Here is a 19,443-nt window from a genome sequence, read left to right on the forward strand (position 1 = left end):
GGAAGCGCTTAGCAGCTTCCCGAATCAGTAACCTGTCCCGGACGGGTCAGGTCAGCACGTAAAAATGAAGCAGATGCTGGAGGAAAAATCTCTGCAGCGGGTGCTGCTGGCTCATCTGCGTGCTTCGATTGCTCCGCCTGCTGAGAATCAGGCGCCCAGGCAAATACCTCACGAAAAACATCTTGGACCGTATCTACCGGAATGACGCGTAATCCATCCAGATTCTCAAAAATGGACTGCCAGTTTTCGGCGGGAATAATAACGGTCTTGGCTCCCGCCTGAAAAGCAGCCTCTACTTTGGCGAGCACGCCGCCAATCGGCTTCACCCGGCCATGAATGCTGATCTCCCCAGTCATCGCTGTCTCATGGTCAACAGGACGTCCCTGAATAGCAGAGACAATTGCCGTGGCCATCGCAATTCCGGCTGATGGACCGTCAATTGGTGTTCCTCCCGGGAAGTTGATATGCAAGTCATAGTCATTCGGACGAAGTCCCATGGCTTTTAACACGGTTATCACATTCTCAACCGAACCTTTGGCCATGCTTTTTCTCCGGAGTGTACGCGAACCGCCTCCAATCTCTTCCTCATCCACCACGCCCGTAATATTGATTCGGCCCTGATCTTTGAGCACAGGCACGGCAGACACTTCGATCTCAAGTATGGTGCCCATATTGGGACCATATACGGCTAAGCCATTAACAAAACCAACCTGTGGCTGCTGAGGCACCTTGCGATCCGGACGCGGCTGGATTTGGCTGCTGCCAGCCACCCACTCGACATCCGAGGCCTGAAGGGTCTCCCTTTTTTCAGTGAGTGCCAGTCCGGCAGCGAGCTGAATAATATTCACTGCCTCGCGTCCGTTCGTGGCATATCGCTTGACCACTTCAACGGCATCCGGGCAAGGACTGAAGCCGATTTTTTGCACCGCGTCCTCAGCAATTTTCCCGATCTCTTCCGGCAATAATGGTCTGAAGTATACTTCCATGCATCGCGAACGAAGCGCTGGAGGCAGTTCATGAGGCGAACGTGTCGTCGCTCCGACAAGACGGAAATCGGCCGGCAGGCCATTTTGAAAAATATCGTGGATATAAGCAGGAGTATGCGTGTCTTCCGAGTTATAGTACGCACTTTCCAAAAAGACCTTGCGGTCTTCCAGCACTTTGAGTAATTTATTCATTTGAATGGAATGCAATTCACCGATCTCATCGATAAACAACATGCCCCCATGGGCTTTGGTCACCGCTCCCGGTTTCGGTTGAGGAATGCCCGCAACCCCCATAGCACCTGCTCCCTGATATATCGGATCATGTACTGAACCGATTAAGGGATCGGCAATCCCGCGTTCGTCAAAACGAGCGGTTGTCGCATCCAGCTCTGTAAACTTGGCATCTGGCTTAAACGGTGATGATGGATTTTTTTTGGCTTCCTCCAAGACCACCCTGGCCGCTGCTGTCTTCCCAACTCCGGGAGGCCCATAAATGATTACATGCTGCGGATTCGCACTGCACAAGGCTGCCTTGAGAGCACGCAAGCCATCTTTTTGCCCCACGATATCATTGATACTAGCTGGACGCGTCTTCTCTGCGAGTGGTTTCGTAAGTGAAATGGAGCGCAGCTTACGCAGTTTCTCCAGCTCTTTGCGAGACTCACGCTCGACGGCACTGCGATTGGTTTTCTGGCCCCGAAGCAGATTCCAGAAATACAAACCAATCACCACACCAAAAAATAACTGTATCAACATGAAGACCATGCCTAAATCACCCATATCTCAACATCCTCCTGTTCTTCTGACTGTTCCCTACGGAATCATACTAATACATGGTAGTATAGCCGTTTCACCAACAGGTAAACGGTCCTGGCAGAATTTATGGATGTTAAGACACCAAGAGCCCGCCATTGCTGACGGGCTCTTGGTTAAGCATATATGAAACGATCAGTGCGAACGTCCAGGAATTACTCCTGTTGTTTCATAGGTTTCGACGATTTTATCGATTTCCTTTTTCAATTCCTCTACCATGATTTCCTCAGGCACTTTACGGATCATCTTACCGTGACGGAACAAGAGACCTTCTCCGCGGGCACCCGCAATCCCGATATCCGCTTCCTTCGCCTCACCTGGACCATTCACCGCACATCCCAGTACAGACACTTTAATCGGCACTTTGAGTTTGGAGATATACTCTTCCACCTCGTTGGCAATAGAGAAGAGATCAATGTCCAGACGACCGCAGGTCGGGCAAGAAATCAACGTGGCGGCATTCGAAATGAGCCCAAAGGTTTTGAGCAGATCGCGTGCAACCTTGATTTCTTCTACCGGGTCTGCGCTGAGCGAGATCCGCATGGTTGAACCAATACCCATGGAGAGCAGTGCACCCATACCTGCCGAGCTCTTAATTGTACCCGAGAACAGCGTACCCGCTTCAGTGATTCCCAAGTGCAACGGATATTTAATGATCTGAGCTGCCTTGGAATACGCTTCAATCGCCATCGGTACGTCCGATGCTTTCAGTGAAACGATAATATCATGGAAATCAAGTTCTTCCAGAATACCAATGTGATACAATGCACTTTCTACCATAGCATCAGCTGTTGGATATCCGTACTTCTCAAGCAAATGGTTTTCCAGTGAACCCGCGTTAACCCCGATCCGAATGGGAATACCACGTTCCTTACATGCTTTCACGACTTCTTCCACTTTAGCACGTTTACCGATGTTGCCTGGGTTAATCCGGACTTTATCGATGCCGTTCTCTATCGCAAGAAGGGCCAGTTTATAGTTAAAGTGAATATCTGCTACAAGCGGAATGTGGATGCGTTTCTTGATTTCTTTAATGGCTGCAGCAGCTTCCTCATTATTTACGGTTACACGTACGATTTGGCATCCTGCTTCTTCCAATCGCAGAATTTCCGCAACGGTAGCCTCAACGTCTGCCGTTTTTGTAGTACACATACTTTGGATAATGACTTCATTACTGCCACCAATCGTTATATTCCCTACTTTTACGGGACGTGTATCTTGTCTTAAATACATGAGTGATTTCTCTCCCCACAACGTCAAAGCTCCACCCTGACAGAGACATGAATTCGCCTTCTGCCAAAGTGGAGAACTGACAAGTCTATATTTCAGAGCTGAGCAGGAATGCTACCTTCAGTTAGGCACTTTCTTCCTGCTTATCGTCCTTCGATTGGCCAAGTTCAGGCACAACTCTTTTCTCAACGACTTCTTCGGTAATCACACAGTTCGTAACATCTTCACGTGAAGGTACTTCATACATGATTTCAAGCATGATACCCTCAATGATGGCGCGCAATCCCCGCGCACCTGTGTTACGTTTGATTGCTTCTTTTGCAATCGCGAGCAATGCACCTGGTTCAAACACCAGATTCACATTGTCCAGCTCAAGCAATTTTTGATACTGCTTGGTCAGGGCGTTTTTTGGTTCGGAAAGAATCCGTACCAGTGTATCTTCATCCAGTGGCTCCAACGTGGAGATGACTGGGAGACGGCCTACAAATTCCGGAATCAGACCGAATTTCAGCAAGTCTTCCGGCAGGACCATACCCAAGTACTCACCCGGTTTGAGGTCTTTTTGTTCCGCAACGGTATTGAAGCCAATGACTTTTTTACCGATCCGGCGTTTGATCATTTGCTCCAGACCATCAAAGGCACCACCACAAATAAACAGGATATTTGTTGTATCAATTTGGATAAATTCCTGATGTGGATGCTTACGGCCACCTTGTGGTGGTACAGAAGCAACCGTTCCTTCCAGGATTTTCAGCAATGCTTGTTGTACCCCTTCACCCGATACGTCACGTGTAATGGACGGGTTCTCGGATTTGCGGGCTACTTTGTCAATTTCATCGATATAAATGATACCGCGCTCTGCTTTTTCCACATCATAGTCAGCAGCCTGAATCAGCTTGAGCAAAATGTTCTCTACGTCTTCACCGACATAACCGGCTTCAGTCAATGAAGTCGCGTCAGCAATAGCAAAAGGAACATTGAGGATTTTGGCCATCGTTTGTGCAAGCAACGTTTTACCGGAACCTGTAGGTCCGAGTAGCAAAATGTTACTCTTTTGCAGTTCAACGTCCTCAATCTTGCTTTGTGTATTAATCCGTTTGTAGTGATTGTAAACCGCTACAGACAAAGACTTCTTCGCTTGATCCTGCCCAATAACGTATTGATCCAGAATATCGCGGATTTCTTTTGGTTTCGGTATATCTTTGAGGTCCAGTTCTTCGTCATGACCGAGCTCTTCCTCAACGATTTCGGTGCAAAGTTCGATACATTCATCACAAATGTAAACGCCCGGTCCAGCGACCAGCTTGCGCACCTGTTCTTGAGATTTACCGCAAAAAGAGCATTTCAGTTGCCCTTTCTCATCGTTAAATTTAAACATGAAACCACCCCTTTAGGAATTGATCGGTCTGCTGAGCACCTGGTCAATAATGCCGTACGCTTTGGCTTCTTCCGCACTCATGAAAAAGTCACGGTCCGTATCCCGCTCAATTTTCTCAAGGGGCTGACCTGTACGATCGACGTATATTTGATTCAGTTTCTGACGTGTTTTGATAATCCATTCGGCGTGGATTTTAATATCCGCAGCCTGTCCTTGAACGCCGCCAAGCGGTTGGTGAATCATCACTTCGCTGTTAGTCAGCGCATATCGTTTACCAGGCGCACCGGCCGTTAACAACAACGAACCCATGCTTGCTGCCATCCCAACGCAAATGGTAGATACATCCGGCTTGATATACTGCATCGTATCGTATATACCCATCCCTGCGGTGACAGAACCACCAGGTGAATTAATGTACAAGCTGATATCCTTCTCAGGATCGTCGGCTGCCAAAAATAAAAGCTGTGCTATGACAAGATTGGCTACATCGTCATCAATCGCACTGGTTAGAAAAATGATGCGATCCTTCAGCAAACGCGAATATATATCGTAAGACCGTTCGCCTCGATTGGTTTGTTCCACAACCATTGGCACCAGACTCATGAGACCAACCTCTTTTCTACATGTAATTAGACATAGGCTACCTGTAAAGCAAACCCAAATTCATTCTAACACGTTCCTGTGACAATGTCATTTTTCACAAGTAGTGTCAAGCATAAGTTAGTTTACTTTTTAGCCTGATCATATTTAACCATGTTTTCTATGTATGTGCAAATCGAAGGAATCCTATGCCGTTTAACCTTATTTTATTTGCATAAAGTACATAGGAGCTTGAAACAGTATAACCCTTCCCAACATTATAACCATCCATATTATTACTGAATCATCTATAAAATGGATGCCATAATTTAAAAATAAGGCACGCAATGATTCACGTGCCTTATCCTTTATTCAGCTGCTTGTTGCCTTACAGCTTGTCTTATTTTTCGTCAGATTCTGCAGCAGCTTCTTCAGCAGGAGCTTCAACTGGCTCTACAACTTTGCTGTTCTCAACGAGAACATCGATCGTTTTGCGCAGTTTAACTTCATCGCGAAGGCTGTCGAGGGAACCATTGCTCTCCAGAATGCCACGAATCTCTTCAGCAGGACGCTTGTAGGATTCAGCCATTTTTTCGAGTTCTTGGTTCACTTCTTCATCAGATACTTCGATGTTTTCCGCTTTACCTACAGCTTCAAGAACCAGGTTGTTGCGAACACGTTTGGAAGCATCGTCTTGCATTTGTCCTCTCAGGTCAGCTTGTGTTTGACCGGAGAAGCTCAGGAACATTTCCAGGTTCATGCCTTGGTTACGCAGGCGGTTGTCAAAATCACGCATCATGTTTTGCACTTCGCTGTCAACCATTGCAGAAGGGATGTCCACTTCAGCATTTTCTGCTACTTTTTCTACTACCGCATTTTCTTGAGCTGCTTTGAACTCATCTGCTTTGCGGGATTCCAGTTGTGTTTTCAGATCAGCTTTGTACTCTTCCAGAGTATCAAATTCGCTGACATCTTTTGCAAACTCATCATCCAGTTCTGGGAGTTGTTTGCGTTTAATTTCGTGTACTTTCACTTTGAATACCGCTTGTTTGCCAGCAAGTTCTGCTGCGTGGTAGCTCTCTGGGAAAGTTACTTCAACGTCTTTGAAGTCGCCTGTGGACAGACCCACAACTTGCTCTTCAAATCCTGGGATGAATGTGTTGGAACCCAGTTCCAAGGAATAACGCTCAGCTTGTCCACCTTCGAATGGTACGCCATCAACGGAACCATCGAAGTCGATAACTGCAACGTCACCGTTTTGTGCAGAACCTTCGTCGATTACAACGAGTTCAGCGTGACGTTGTTGAAGACGCTCAAGCTCTTCAGTTACTTCTGCATCTGTTACTTCGCCTTTAGCTACAGCAACTTCGATTCCTTTGTAGTCACCCAGGGTAACTTCAGGTTTCACTGTTACTTTCGCTTTGAACTTGAATGCTTGTCCTTTGGCGAATTGTTCGATATCTACATCCGGACGATCTACCGGGAAAATATCCGTTTGGTCGATAGCTTCTGTGTAAGCTTCAGGAAGCAAAATGTCGATTGCTTCTTGGTACAAGCTTTCTACACCGAAACGAGCTTCGAAAATTGGACGTGGCACTTTACCTTTACGGAATCCAGGCACGTTCGCTTGTTTTACTACTTTATTAAAAGCTTTGTCGAGTGCTGCAGTTACACGATCTGCACCAACTTCAACTTCAAGAACCCCAAGGTTCTTCTCTATCTTTTCCCAAGTTGCTTTCATTGTATACTTTCCCCTCCAAAATTCACATGTTCACGTAGGCGATCACGTACAAAATAACCATTTTAGTATAAACAAGATTACATTCTTTTTCAAGGGGAATCCCTTGATGCAGTTTGAGGTAAACGTTTCCGGCCCTTATTGGCCCTCCAAACCTGCAGAAACAAACTGCTTCATCGAACGATATGCCTGCTCCAGACGGAAGCGCATCGCTCCAGTTACAGCATACATGGAACGGGTATCTTCTTCGTCGTGGGAGCCTCCCAGGCTGTCTGCAACGGTCATATGTAGTGCTGCTGCCCATATATCTGTCATGGAATCATTATCTTCCAGCATGGAATCGTAATCTCGTGTTCCATACACCGCCATGACAAACTGGATCCAAAGTTCCTGTGCAAAATAAAAGAGTGTCGGTTCGTGAACTTCCGTCTGATCGGCCACTCGCTCGAGAATGCGCACGATCTGAAGCGGAAAATCCTCCGGACGCAGAGGGACCGTATCAATCTCCACTTCAACCTGCTCTTCCCCTCTTGTGAACGTGATGAAGCCCTGCGTACCGCGACGCCGCAAGGTTTGCAACACCCGGAACTGCAACAGTGGATGAAGAGATTTATCGGTCAACCAGCTACTGAGTGCCTCATCGATCTCCGGAAGTTCAAGATAGGCCAGCTGCTCCAAGGCAAGCATCGTTTGTTCGGATAGCGGTTCTTCCATTACTGTTCGAAGCAGCTTATCCGCATATCCTTGATCCTGCTCCAGCTTGGACCTGGCGTGCTGACGTGCCATATCTTCCTCACTGATTTCCTCTTCTTCTTGTACATCCGGGGCAATAGAGGAATCTTCCGCATAATGAGGGAAGGCAGCTTCAAGCCACTCCAGCAGAGCCCGCCATTCATCATAATGACGTTCTTCCTGTCCCTGACATTGCAGCAAGAAGCGGAGCAGATTCATGGCTTCCCCATATCGCTCATTTTCAAGCATGACAGTTAATTGAATCTGGTAATAGTCCAGCGTCTTAGGAAACAGAACAATATTGTTACTGTGCTCGTTTTCCGGGGTCGTGGATTCCTTGATAGGAGCACCTCCTCTATATCCTTAATCTCCAGTCGGAATCAACCATAAATAGATGTATATTAAACGAATGTCGATCTATTTTCTGAGTTCTCCTGATATTCTAACATAACCTTAAATATAATGAAAAAAACGTTCCCTGCCGCCAAATATCATATACGAATAAGTTATTTAAATAAAATGTTTGATATTCATCATTATTTATGATAAAATCATTTTTGCTTGAAAAATTTCATGTCTCAGTAGCTCAGCTGGATAGAGCAACGGCCTTCTAAGCCGTCGGTCGGGGGTTCGAATCCCTTCTGGGACGTATTAAAAAAGAGCTTCCTTCGGGAAGCTTTTTTGTGTTCTGGGGATGAGAACCCCAAAGGTTTGTCGGAGCATCTTCTTCGTTAGCACCACTTCGCAGTCTCGACTGCAAGGAGAGTATCCCTTCTGGGACGCATTAAGAAAAGCTTCCTATGGGAAGCTTTTTTTGCATTCTGGGGATGAGAACCCCAAAGGTTCGTCGAAGCATCTTCTTCGTTAGCACCACTTCGCAGTCTTGACTGCAAGGAGAGTATCCCTTCTGGGACGTATTAGGAAAAGCTTCCTTCGGGAAGCTTTTTTTGCGTTCTGGGGATATGTTCATTCCACTTCGTTGCCCAATGTTGACACCGAATGTTATGCTTGTTGGGGTATACGTATGTATCAAAGTATACATATTAGAAAAAAATAAATAACAGGAGATTTACCTATGCCATCCTCTTTACATCAACATTCGCCTGATCATGCAGTTGCGGATAACTCTACAGCGTCCGTGAAACTCGGACTTCTCCTTACAGGCATCATCCTGATTGCAGCCACGATGCGATCGCCCATTACAGCGGCAGGGCCTATCGTTGATTTAATTCGTGCCGATACAGGGATAAGTCATACCATGGCGGGATTGCTCACTTCACTACCACTGCTTGCTTTTGCGGCAATTTCCCCCTTTGCTCCGCAGCTGGCAAAAAGATTTGGTTTGGAGGCCGCACTGCTGACCGCAATCATTATTGTAACGTTTGGTATTGCACTGCGTTTTTTGCCGTCTGTCCCTGCACTTTTTGCAGGCACAGCCATCCTGGGATGTGGAATCGCACTGAGTAACGTGTTACTCCCCAGTTTGATTAAACGGGATTTTCCATTACGAGTGGGACTGGTTACTGGCCTATATTCCGTATCCATGAACATATGGGGTGCCATCGCCTCGGGAATTAGCGTTCCGGCAGCAGGATTCACCTCTATGGGTTGGCATGCTTCACTTGGAATGTGGGCTGTGCTCTCCATCCTGGCTCTTATCTTGTGGCTGCCTCATGTTCGTAACGGACGCCGCGGAGAAGTCTATGTAGCATCCCGGAATACCGAGAAACCGGTACGACTCATCTCATCTTCACTCGCTTGGTATATCACGCTTTTTATGGGATTACAGTCGTTGATTTTTTACTCGACCATTACCTGGCTGCCCGAAATTTTGTCTACGCAGGGTTTTAACCCATCTTCTGCAGGATTGATGTTGTCCATGATGCAGATGGTCAGCGTTCCAGTGACGTTCGTTATCCCCATCCTGGCTGGGCGAATGAAGGATCAACGCGTTCTGACAGCCATCACCTGTATTTGCCTCATCTTGGGATATGCGTTCCTCTTAAGCGGGATCTCCTCACTGGTTACTATCGGAGTGGTTCTCGCTGGTATTGGTGGCGGGGCTTCATTCGGTCTGGTTACGATGTTCTTTGTACTTCGGACTGCGGACGCAAGACAAGCGGCAGGATTATCGGGAATGGCTCAATCGTTCGGGTATATGCTGGCAGCGGGAGGCCCCTTGTTGTTCGGACTAATTCATGATTGGACGCATGGCTGGACCATTCCATTGCTTTTACAGGTTGCACTCGCCTTCGTATTGCTGATTACAGGTATCATGGCCAGTAAAAATCGTTTGATTGGTGATTCATGAGATAGATAAATTTCAAACGATAAAAAGGGACCCTCCGTGACGGAAGGTCCCTTTTTATCATTAACTATGCGATATGCCCTATGCTCATTAAATTTTGCCCAGATGTTCAAGTAGGCGGTACAGAATAACCGATACCTGTGCGCGGGTTGATGTGGCTTTGGGAGCAAATTGATTACCGGTCATCCCTTTAACCAGACCATTCTCTACCGCAAAAGCTACAGCGGATTTCGCTTCATCCGAGATCTGATCTCCGTCTTTGAAATCAACTGATGCCGGTCCTTGTTCCAGTTCCAGAGCATCTGCGATCATTAGAACCATTTCTTCACGAGTCAATTGTTCCCGTGCTCCAGCCTCTTTGCTGCGTACTTCCCATTCGATACCCGTTCCAAAGATTCGGTCAAGCAGCGTTGCAAATTCTGCATGAGTAATGGTTCTATTAGGTGAAAATGTATTTGCATTAATACCTTTAGTGATTTGTTGAGATGCAATTACTTCAATTTCATCTTTAGCCCAGTGATTAATAATATCCCCGAAGGTTACGTCATTTTCCACCGCAGCATATGCTCCTGGCTCTGTAACATTGAACTTCAATTGCCCTTGTTGAGACACATCCGACAAAGATGCAGGCTGCCACACTTTTTCTGTTGTTTGGTGGTAAGCAATGACTTTGCGCGGATCTTTCACAGACTTCGCATCATATTTCAAAGTAAGCGTAATGTTGTGCTTAAATGTGTCTTCTTCCTGATCTATGAACACGATTGAAGAAACACGCTTCTCATTCTGATTGTCCGCTTGCTCTTTTAATACATGCAGTTTCAAACTGAAGCCGCTTGAAGAGATGTAGTCCGTTAGTGAAATTGCAGGAATAGACACATTAAACGCTCGGCCTTCAATAACCAAGCTTTTGCCAGCTGCTTGAATCTTATCAGCTATAGATTTATTTAATGTTAGTTCCACTTGACTATACTTCTCAAATTCTATAGCGGATAAATCCAGTTTCACTTCTTTTCCATTACCTGATAATTGTGTATTGATAGCCGTTTCGGAAAGTACAGCTGTAGCTTGGATTGTTCCGTCCGTATTTTTCTTCTCGGTTACGGATGCATCACCCTTTACAGTTGGCGATGGCGTTGGTGTTGGCGAAGGTGCTGAGCTTGATCCACCTGAAGAACCAGAGCCTGGAGATGGTGTGCCAGGATTAGGCACTTGTGGATCAGGATCTTTTTTTACAGTTAAAGCGGTAGAAGACGTTCCCACCAATCCTTGAAGATCTTCAATAGTGATTTCCACACTATATTCTCCTGGAAGCAATCCCTCAAGACTCACAGTAAATGAAGCGTCTGATTCTACTTCAAAGTTCCCCTCTTTGATCTTCTTATCAGTAGAGTCTTTGACGATATAGCCGGACTTCAAGGATTTTGTTACGTCAAGATCATAATTCCATCCACTTTTAAGAGCAGGAGCAACAGTGAAATACAGGTCTTCAACCGTACCTGACAGAGAGTTCGTACCTGTTTGCTTTATTTCTAGTTTTTCAGGCACTTTTACCACTGGTGCTTCTGTTTTCACCAAGAATGGAGGGGTATCTTCAATATACTTTTTGCCGTCTGTACCTAAAGCTGTGATATCAACGGTGTACAAACCATCTGGTATTTTCGTTGCTTCTTCTGTAGCGTAATCCAAGTAATTTCCGGTCCAAGCCAGGTTATATCGGGCATTGGCATTGAAGTCGTAGTAATCTCCAAATATACTTCCAATGTACCCATCCTGATAAAAACCACCATCCGGGTTCAGACCATCAAAAATTTCTATAAGTGCGAAGTTCATGGGATTGTGGAACTCCATCGCTACATTTAACGTATCCAGTGTGCCGTCTTCCTTCAATGGATAATGGAATGGATTTGTCTCATTACCATACTTCGTTTCAATGTATTTAACGCCAGCCTCTGTAACATTGAAGTGAGCCACGTACGGTAAGCTGTACGTTTTCGCTCCATGACTGAACTGAAGATACCCTTGGGCTTCTCCAACAGTCGTCACGCCTTTTGGAACCGTAATCGTCACCTTAACCTCTTCTTCTCCGTTCAATTCAAAGGACGTCTTATCAACGGAAACCGCGACACCATTAATGGTGCGAGTAGGATTAACGGATACAGAATATTCCCCGCCTGCCCCTTTTAGTGACTGTACTTTGAGCGTTTTGCTGACCGTTTTTTCGTCTGTACTCAGGAAGTTGCCGAAATTAACACTACCTGTAATATTTTCTTTTTCTACTGCCTCGCCGTTTTCAGTATATTTCGTGACATCCATGACTTTAACGAAAGTCTCAGGATCAATCGTCTCTACTGCCTGTATACGGCCAGCACCTTGATCGAATACATCAAAGTTCTCTGTATTTAGTACCTTGGCATTGTTCATAAGTGCAACTTTGATGTCGAAAGGTGTCCAATCCGGGTGTTTTTCGATCAACAATGCAATCAGCCCCGCTACATGCGGAGTAGCCATACTTGTACCCGTTTTGCGTCCATAGGCTTGCCCGTACTCCGCTTCCGGCTCATCTTTGCCATATGCAGGAATTGTAGACAAGATACTTGTTCCCGGTGCAACGATGTCGGGTTTAATGTCCAGGGTTACCTTGGCCGGTCCTCGGGAGCTCGATGAATATACCTCATCTCCCTCTGTCGTATCTTTGACGAAATCACTGAAGCTGACTTCAACGCCTTGACCAGCATCGAGCTGAGTCTTGATCGCTTCTCCATCTTCCTCGCTCATGCTCAGAGTAGGGATAAATTCAAAATCATCCCCCAAACTAACGCCAATTGGCCCAGGAATATTATTGTAAACAATAACGGCAATCGCCCCAGCCGCTTTGGCATTGGCAATCTTATCAACGAATGCCAGCTCACCGCGCTGGATGAAAGCAACCTTGCCATTCATATCTTTTCCTTCAAAATCAGTTGGTTTGCCCAGGCCGGCGTACACCAAATCGTATTGTCCATTCAATACCGTTTCTGGATCCTCCGCCAGATTCCAGCCCATCACGTCCAGACGATAGACTGACTCTGTAACGGTTAGTGGATGGGTGTCCGTTTCCGTTGGAGCTACAGCTTCCTCCTCTTCAGCAGGTGCCGCTTCTTCCGTACTAGGAATAGTTGTATCTTGTGTTGTTTCCAAAGTAGTCTCTGCTTGCTCTAGTTGTGGTAACGCATCTTCGCCTGATGATTCAGGCTTTTCAACGGTTGGCTCTTCTTCATCTGGTGTTCCAGCAGGAATGTCTTGCTCTGGATTTTCTGGAGCTTCAGCTCCTGGTGCTATTCCCAGTTCTGGCGCTTGTTCTACTTCAGGTACAGGCAACTCTTCAGGCAATGTACCTTCGCCTTCCTCACCAATCCAAAAATGCGTATTGGCTGTAATCGTCTGGCTAGGTCCCGTAGAGTTACCGACCGTGATTGCCATAGCCGATGCTCCCGGAGAACCTAATGTATAACGGTTCGGACCTTCATTACCACTTGCTACCACTGCAGTTACACCTGACAGCATGGCATTATTGAGGGCAACTGAAGTAATGTAGCTCGGATCATTTGCTGTATTCCCCAGTGAGAGGTTGATGATGTCCATCCCATCTTTCACCGAGCGATCAATTCCACCTAATACCCAAGCTGTTTGTCCGCTGCCATAAGGCCCTAATACGCGGTAAGCATAGATTTCAGCTTCAGGAGCAATACCAATAACTCCATAATCCCCAGCTTCACGAGCGGCAATCGTTCCTGCTACGTGAGTACCGTGGGATGTATAATAGGAACTGCCTCTTTCGTTAAACTCGGGCTGTCCTGACACCTTCCACTCTTCTCTTGTTGCTTCATAAGGATCTTCATCGTTATCCACAAAATCCCATCCCCCCTTATAACCTTCGGTCAGATTAGGGTGCTCGTAGTCGATCCCTGTATCAATAACGCCGACTTTGATACCATTTCCTTTGTATCCCAAATCCCATACTTCCGGGGCACCGATAAACGGAGCTGTATCCTTCATATAGGGATTAACTTCATCATTCTCTGGCGTTAACGCGATTTCAAGGTCAGGATACACACTGACCACACCTGGTATGCGAAGCAACTGTCCCATTTGGCTTCCATTCACTTCAATGGCTACACCATTCAGGGCGTATGCGTACTTTTCCAATACTTCGTGATTGATTTTATTCTGAGTGAGGCTATGTACAAATGACTGTTGTTGTTGTTCGACCTTCGTCACAGCATTTGTTTCCATAGAGGAGGTAAATGACTTTCCTGAGAGGGTTGATTCGCCTTGCGCTACAGCTACGGGTTTGTTTGAGAGTTCAACGATGACTCTTGTTTTCTCTCCACCTAGACCTTCCAGCCTCTGATCCAAATAAGGCTCTGCAGCAAGTTTCTCTTCCCGCTGGTCGAGAATCTCTCTCCACTGCTCGGCTTCAGCCTTGGTAGGCAAATTCCTGTCAAGCTGTACTTCTGCTGGAGCGGCTCCAGCCGCAGGCATGATGATGGAAAAAATCATAAGGACACTTAATAATATGGATATCAATCGTTTATTCAAGGCGATGCCCCTCCTTCTTAATATGAATACCTCACCAATCCCTGGGGTCTTGTCCGAACAAGTACTGCAATACTTGTATAATGTCACCATCCCTTCCACAAGGAGTTTGACCCATGGTAAATTATTCTACTAAATCATCACATTTCCCTTCAAAATAATTACATATATGATATAAAAATTACTTATATGGTTCTTGAGTAAGAGGAAAATAACGAAAATGTATTTATTTGTCGATGAAGATATTGAAATTTTGAACGAGTTCATAGGAAAAAAGACCACAATCCTCATAGAAGCATGAGAATCATGATCCTCCAAGATAAAGACTTTAAAGAGTGATGACCCTTTAAATTTCATTTAACATAGAAAATAATACATTTATTTTACTTATCAGGTTTTACAGCCTCCACTCGCAAACGCTTATAATCCGCATAGACGGCATCTTCTTTCCAAAGCTTGGGTACTACTATTTTACTCGTTTCAAGACAAATTCCCTCCATTTGTTCCTTGCTTAGACCCGCAAAATAGTCCCCTCCAAAATGAGCTAACCACCCCTCAATACCCTTCTCCCCATCTTGAAGCTGGGTAGGACGATCGTAATGATAGGCCTGCCGAACCAGGAATCCCTTCTCTTCCAGGAGGGAGCTGTACTCACCGATTGTTGGAAAGTACCAGGGATTGCGATCTGCAGCATGAATTCCTGTTTTTTGTTCGAGCACTGCCTCCAGTGCAGTTACTATGGTCTGAACGTTACCCTTTCCACCAAACTCCACGACCAGGCGTCCGCCAGGCTTTAGTGCATTCCACATGCTTTCTACGACAAGTTCAGGAGACTTCATCCAGTGTAATGCCGCATTGGAGAAGATTGCATCATAGGATTTGCTCGCCTCGAATCGGTGTCCGTCCCCTTCCACGAATGTGATTTCTGGGAACTTCTCTCTGGCACGCTGTATCATCTCCGGAGAGGCATCCATGCCAACCACCTCTGCTTGTGACATGGCGATTTCGTGTGTCAAATCACCTGTCCCACAGCCTAAATCGAGAATCCGTTCTCCCTTTTGAGGTTGAAGCCATGAAATTAAACTTTTTCCGTATCCCGATACAAAGGCCAATTTGTGATCATATTCCTCTGCCTGCCATTGATTAATTGATTTCATCTGCACCACCGTCGCTTTCATAATGATAAGTTTATTGTGGCATACCCGAACTTATTATTTAAATATATAATTTCTATCTCATTAATAGGTAAAACCTATATGATTCCGGCCCAGGAGGGATACTCTCCTTGCAGTCGAGACTGCGAAGTAATCCTCCCGATGCTTATGCTCCGACGAACCACTGGGGTTCTCATCCCCTGAACGTAAAAAAAGCTTCCCGAAGGAAGCTTCTTTTTAACGTCCCAGGAGGGATTCGAACCCCCGACCGACGGCTTAGAAGGCCGTTGCTCTATCCTGCTGAGCTACTGAGACAAGTATGTATAAATAAAATTTTTGGCGCGATTTCTATTATACTCGGTTTTCTATATTTTTCAATACTTTTATAAAAAAATTAATAGGTTGCATCCAGTTACATTCATTTACGTATAATTTCATACGCTGCTCAACCGATCGAATATGATCTGGATTCGCAGGCAATATTGTTGATGGCAGGGTATATCCCCCATGTGGAACATAGACTATTCATTGTCAGCGTGGCTGGGTAATCTTTTGCATACATACCTTTACACCAGAATTCATTCAAAGAAGGAGAGAATTGTTATGAGACAGCTTTTGTCCGCCTTATCCTATTTCAGTATTTTCTTCGCTCCTTTTCTGTTCCCGATTATCATTTGGATTGTTGCGCGGGATAATTATATTGAGGGACATGCCAAACGGGCCTTGTTTTCACACGTTTTCCCGTTTCTCGCTGCCATCCCCCTCTTTTATTTCTTCGTTACCTCCCATAGCATCGGTGGTGCCATCGGGTATGTCATTCTGTTCTTTGTGATTTATGGATTAAGCTTTATTTACAATATCGTCAAAGGAATTCAAGTCCTTCGTGAGTATGCCTGACCTCCCACCGTCTTCACCATCAGATTACATGCAGAAACCCGCCGTTTCCAAAAGGAAAGGCGGGTTCTTCATTCCGGTTACTTGTTTCCCTTACGCCATGGATTTCTAAGCGTAGGACGCTTGCTGTTAACGGCGAGCACTTCCCCGGCAAACTCGGTATGATGCGCGTAAAGGTTTCCTTTGTTTTTCTTGAACTTGGAAGCCATTGCTATCACCTCCCCGGAACTTGGTTGTAGTATGCTCCGGGTTAGCTCCATTATCCAAGCTGGAAGATGATTACGCCTGACCAACTAGGTAACGTTGAAGGGTTGGACCGAGCAGCCCAAACGCAAACAATTCACTTTGGAACCGGGCTTTATCTTCTCCAGCGGTTATACCTTCGCTGTTCTGAAACGCTGTCTCCGTTGCATCCTCAAAGGCAGTGTGCATATTGTTGTTGTACCAATCCAGAACAGCATCCGAATGGTTGCGTACAATCCTTACCACTTCCAATGTGCTTCCAGGCTGAGTTGCTGCTACATATACTAATAAAGAAGGATCTCCCGCGTTCGCTGGTTGTACCTCCACTTCTGCACAAGACAATCCATCCACCTCGGTTAATCTACGGATCTTGGCATCCTGAATTGCATACATTGTTATCGCTCCTTATCGTTTCATGTACTTTGTTCGATCTCTCGTCTTGTCTCCGGTGTTCCCATACGATAAATCTCTTGATAAACCTGCTGTATAGCAGCTTCATATGCCCGATTCACCGATTCTTCAGGTGTATCCGGCCACGGGAATACCATTCCTGGAAAGGCCTCTTCCTCTTTTTCCTGCATCAGGTTGAGGAGTCCCATTAAATGGTCTACTTCCTGAGGTGTCGCCTGAATAACCCATTCATAAGCAGCTGCGTGCTGATCCTGCAAAACGGAACGTCCACCCACAGAAACATAATAGGTTGTTTTGTCCACAGTCCATTCTCTCCTTCACAGGCATGCTGAGGCCGTTGTTCCTAGATATAGTTTCCGAAGAGGACAGACATTTTATGCCTGCTTTCGGCATATATTTGTTACGACTTCTGACGAAAAAGACAACATTCGCTGGCTACATGCCATGCAACACTCTACAGGATCAACGAATCGACTAAGAAAGGATGAACAACCATGTGCGGTATAACCGGCTTCATACAGTGGAATCGGGATTTGACCCAGGAATCGGAACTGCTGCTCCGAATGACGGACAGTTTGTCGAACCGGGGGCCCGACGCTTCAGGTACATGGATCTCCAATCCTTGTGCATTTGGACATCGCCGGCTCAGCGTAATGGACCCGGAGAACGGGGCTCAGCCCATGCATGCGTTACAGGGAGACACCTCCTATACCGTCGTGTATAACGGAGAACTATACAATGCACCCGAATTGAAAAAAGAGCTGCTTCAACGGGGGCACCATTTCCGTACGCAATGTGATACGGAAGTTTTGCTCGCCTCTTATATCGAATGGGGACCGGCATGTGTAGACCGTTTTAATGGCATTTTTGCTTTTGCCATCTGGGATGGAGGACGCGAACAGGTCTTCATGGCACGTGACCGCCTTGGCGTCAAACCATTGTTTTACAGCAATGCAAAAGACGCTCTCGTATTCGGCTCCGAACCCAAATCCCTTTTGCTTCACCCGGATGTTGAAGCTGCAGTTGGCCCCGAGGGCCTGGCAGAAGTATTTATCGTAGGTCCGGCCAGGACGCCTGGACACGGTGTCTATTCCTCGTTGAATGAACTCAAACCAGCACATGCGCTCATCTTCAACCGGAATGGAATCCGAACCTACGCATATTGGAAGCTGGAAAGCCAGCCTCACGAGCATGATCTGGATGAGACTGCCGCCGAGGTACGGCGCCTGCTGCAGGATACGCTTGAGCGTCAGCTCGCTTCCGATGTTCCAGTCTGTTCCCTTCTGTCAGGAGGCCTTGATTCCAGTGCCCTGTCTGCACTGGCCGTAGACTATTACAACCGAACGGGTCAAGGTCAAGTCAGTACGTATTCTGTCGACTACGTGGATAATGCCAAGCATTTTCAGGCGCACTCCTTCCAGCCTGGTGCAGATGGCCCCTGGATCCAGCGTATGGTGGATGAACTGAAGACAGATCATCACTGGATTGAGATTGAGAACGGAGAGTTGGTTCATGCCTTGAATCAGGCCATGTTAGTTCGGGATTTGCCCGGGATGGCCGATGTGGATTCTTCTCTCTATTTGTTCTGTAAGGAAATCAAGAAAGGGGCAACCGTCGCCATCTCGGGAGAGGCAGCCGATGAGGTGTTTGGAGGGTATCCCTGGTTCCATCGGGACGAGATGCTGAATTCGGGAACGTTCCCTTGGTCGGTAGCACCTGACATGCGGGCAGGTTTGTTATCTGCAGACATTCGGGAGTGGATCAGACCACTGGACTATCTTGCAGACCGATATTCGGATGCTGTGGCTGAGGTTCCTTTGCTGGATGGGGAGACCGGAAAGGCAGCACAAATGCGTGTCATGTCCTATTTGAACATCACCCGCTTCATGCCTACCCTGCTTGATCGGAAGGACCGGATGAGTATGGGGGCAGGGCTCGAAGTTCGAGTTCCTTACTGTGATCATCGCCTGATTCAATATGTATTTAACATTCCCTGGGAAATGAAAATAACGGGCGGCCGCGAGAAGGGAATCCTGAGAAAAGCGTTAGAGGGTGTATTGCCTGACGATGTTTTATATCGTAAAAAGAGTCCTTATCCCAAAACACATAATCCAGAATATTTGGCGGCCGTTAAGCAGCAGGTGCTGGATATCCTTGATGATGCATCTTCGCCGATTCTGCCTTTAATTGACAAGGCCCAGATTCGCAAGCTCGCATCTTCACCTGATGCTTCGTCTAATCTGCCCTGGTTTGGGCAGCTGATGTCCGGTCCACAGCTGTTTGCTTACTTGTCACAGATTAATTCCTGGTTGCGCACATATAAGGTTGCCATTCGTTAACAGAATGTAGTTTAAAAAGAGGGGTGCCAGGTGAACAGCATTTATGCATTCACCTGGGCACCC

14 protein-coding genes and 2 tRNA genes are annotated in these 19,443 nt (G+C 46.4%); 4 read left to right on the plus strand and 12 right to left on the minus strand.

Going from position 1 to position 19,443, the window contains the following annotated elements; genetic code table 11:
• Positions 1–8 precede the first annotated feature (8 nt).
• The 6 genes from lonB to AC3RCI_RS23260 form a co-directional block, all read right to left on the minus strand.
• A complete protein-coding gene (gene lonB / locus AC3RCI_RS23235) occupies positions 9–1,766 on the minus strand; it encodes an ATP-dependent protease LonB (protein WP_154896293.1) in 1,758 nt (585 codons plus the stop codon).
• 168 nt (positions 1,767–1,934) lie between these two features.
• Entirely contained in the window at positions 1,935–3,032 is a 1,098-nt protein-coding gene (gene ispG / locus AC3RCI_RS23240) for a flavodoxin-dependent (E)-4-hydroxy-3-methylbut-2-enyl-diphosphate synthase (RefSeq protein ID WP_095293293.1), read from the minus strand.
• A gap of 121 nt (positions 3,033–3,153) precedes the next feature.
• Complete coding sequence (gene clpX, locus AC3RCI_RS23245; RefSeq protein ID WP_095293292.1) at positions 3,154–4,407, minus strand: ATP-dependent protease ATP-binding subunit ClpX; 1,254 nt, start codon at positions 4,405–4,407, stop codon at positions 3,154–3,156.
• 12 nt (positions 4,408–4,419) lie between these two features.
• On the minus strand, positions 4,420–5,010 hold the full coding sequence (gene clpP, locus AC3RCI_RS23250; protein WP_091001992.1) for an ATP-dependent Clp endopeptidase proteolytic subunit ClpP: 591 nt from the start codon (positions 5,008–5,010) through the stop codon (positions 4,420–4,422).
• A 376-nt stretch (positions 5,011–5,386) separates the two neighbouring features.
• Positions 5,387–6,727: a trigger factor gene (gene tig / locus AC3RCI_RS23255; RefSeq protein ID WP_127541053.1), complete on the minus strand. Its 1,341-nt coding sequence runs from the start codon at positions 6,725–6,727 to the stop codon at positions 5,387–5,389.
• A 135-nt stretch (positions 6,728–6,862) separates the two neighbouring features.
• Complete coding sequence (locus AC3RCI_RS23260) at positions 6,863–7,705, minus strand: hypothetical protein (protein ID WP_492526603.1); 843 nt, start codon at positions 7,703–7,705, stop codon at positions 6,863–6,865.
• Between the two features lie 326 nt (positions 7,706–8,031).
• Here AC3RCI_RS23260 and AC3RCI_RS23265 point away from each other — a divergent pair.
• Positions 8,032–8,105, plus strand: a tRNA-Arg gene (locus tag AC3RCI_RS23265).
• Positions 8,106–8,531: 426 nt separating this feature from the next.
• Positions 8,532–9,767, plus strand: coding sequence for a CynX/NimT family MFS transporter (locus AC3RCI_RS23270; protein WP_492526605.1), 1,236 nt, complete (start codon positions 8,532–8,534; stop codon positions 9,765–9,767).
• An 87-nt stretch (positions 9,768–9,854) separates the two neighbouring features.
• Here the strand turns inward: AC3RCI_RS23270 and AC3RCI_RS23275 are convergent, their stop codons facing one another.
• The 3 genes from AC3RCI_RS23275 to AC3RCI_RS23285 form a co-directional block, all read right to left on the minus strand.
• Positions 9,855–14,342, minus strand: a complete 4,488-nt coding sequence (locus tag AC3RCI_RS23275; RefSeq protein ID WP_492526607.1) for a S8 family serine peptidase — start codon at positions 14,340–14,342, stop codon at positions 9,855–9,857.
• Between the two features lie 380 nt (positions 14,343–14,722).
• Entirely contained in the window at positions 14,723–15,496 is a 774-nt protein-coding gene (locus AC3RCI_RS23280; protein ID WP_492526609.1) for a class I SAM-dependent methyltransferase, read from the minus strand.
• 238 nt (positions 15,497–15,734) lie between these two features.
• Positions 15,735–15,808: transfer RNA gene (locus tag AC3RCI_RS23285), tRNA-Arg, on the minus strand.
• 288 nt (positions 15,809–16,096) lie between these two features.
• On the opposite strand from AC3RCI_RS23285, the gene AC3RCI_RS23290 reads away from it, so the two are divergent.
• Entirely contained in the window at positions 16,097–16,390 is a 294-nt protein-coding gene (locus tag AC3RCI_RS23290; RefSeq protein ID WP_336782776.1) for a magnetosome magnetite crystal formation protein family, read from the plus strand.
• A gap of 77 nt (positions 16,391–16,467) precedes the next feature.
• On the opposite strand, the gene AC3RCI_RS23295 is transcribed toward AC3RCI_RS23290, so the two are convergent.
• The 3 genes from AC3RCI_RS23295 to AC3RCI_RS23305 all read right to left on the minus strand — a co-directional run bounded on the left by AC3RCI_RS23295 (position 16,468) and on the right by AC3RCI_RS23305 (position 17,343).
• Positions 16,468–16,596 carry a hypothetical protein gene (locus AC3RCI_RS23295; RefSeq protein WP_255248063.1) on the minus strand — a complete coding sequence of 43 codons (129 nt, stop codon included), beginning with the start codon at positions 16,594–16,596 and terminating at the stop codon, positions 16,468–16,470.
• Positions 16,597–16,666: 70 nt separating this feature from the next.
• On the minus strand, positions 16,667–17,023 hold the full coding sequence (locus AC3RCI_RS23300) for a hypothetical protein (RefSeq protein WP_095361407.1): 357 nt from the start codon (positions 17,021–17,023) through the stop codon (positions 16,667–16,669).
• A gap of 20 nt (positions 17,024–17,043) precedes the next feature.
• Positions 17,044–17,343: a hypothetical protein gene (locus AC3RCI_RS23305; RefSeq protein WP_336782779.1), complete on the minus strand. Its 300-nt coding sequence runs from the start codon at positions 17,341–17,343 to the stop codon at positions 17,044–17,046.
• A gap of 192 nt (positions 17,344–17,535) precedes the next feature.
• Between AC3RCI_RS23305 and asnB the strand changes: the two genes are divergently transcribed.
• A complete protein-coding gene (gene asnB, locus AC3RCI_RS23310; RefSeq protein ID WP_492526611.1) occupies positions 17,536–19,380 on the plus strand; it encodes an asparagine synthase (glutamine-hydrolyzing) in 1,845 nt (614 codons plus the stop codon).
• Positions 19,381–19,443 lie beyond the last annotated feature (63 nt).

It is taken from the genome of Paenibacillus sp. MT124 (genome assembly GCF_058792755.1).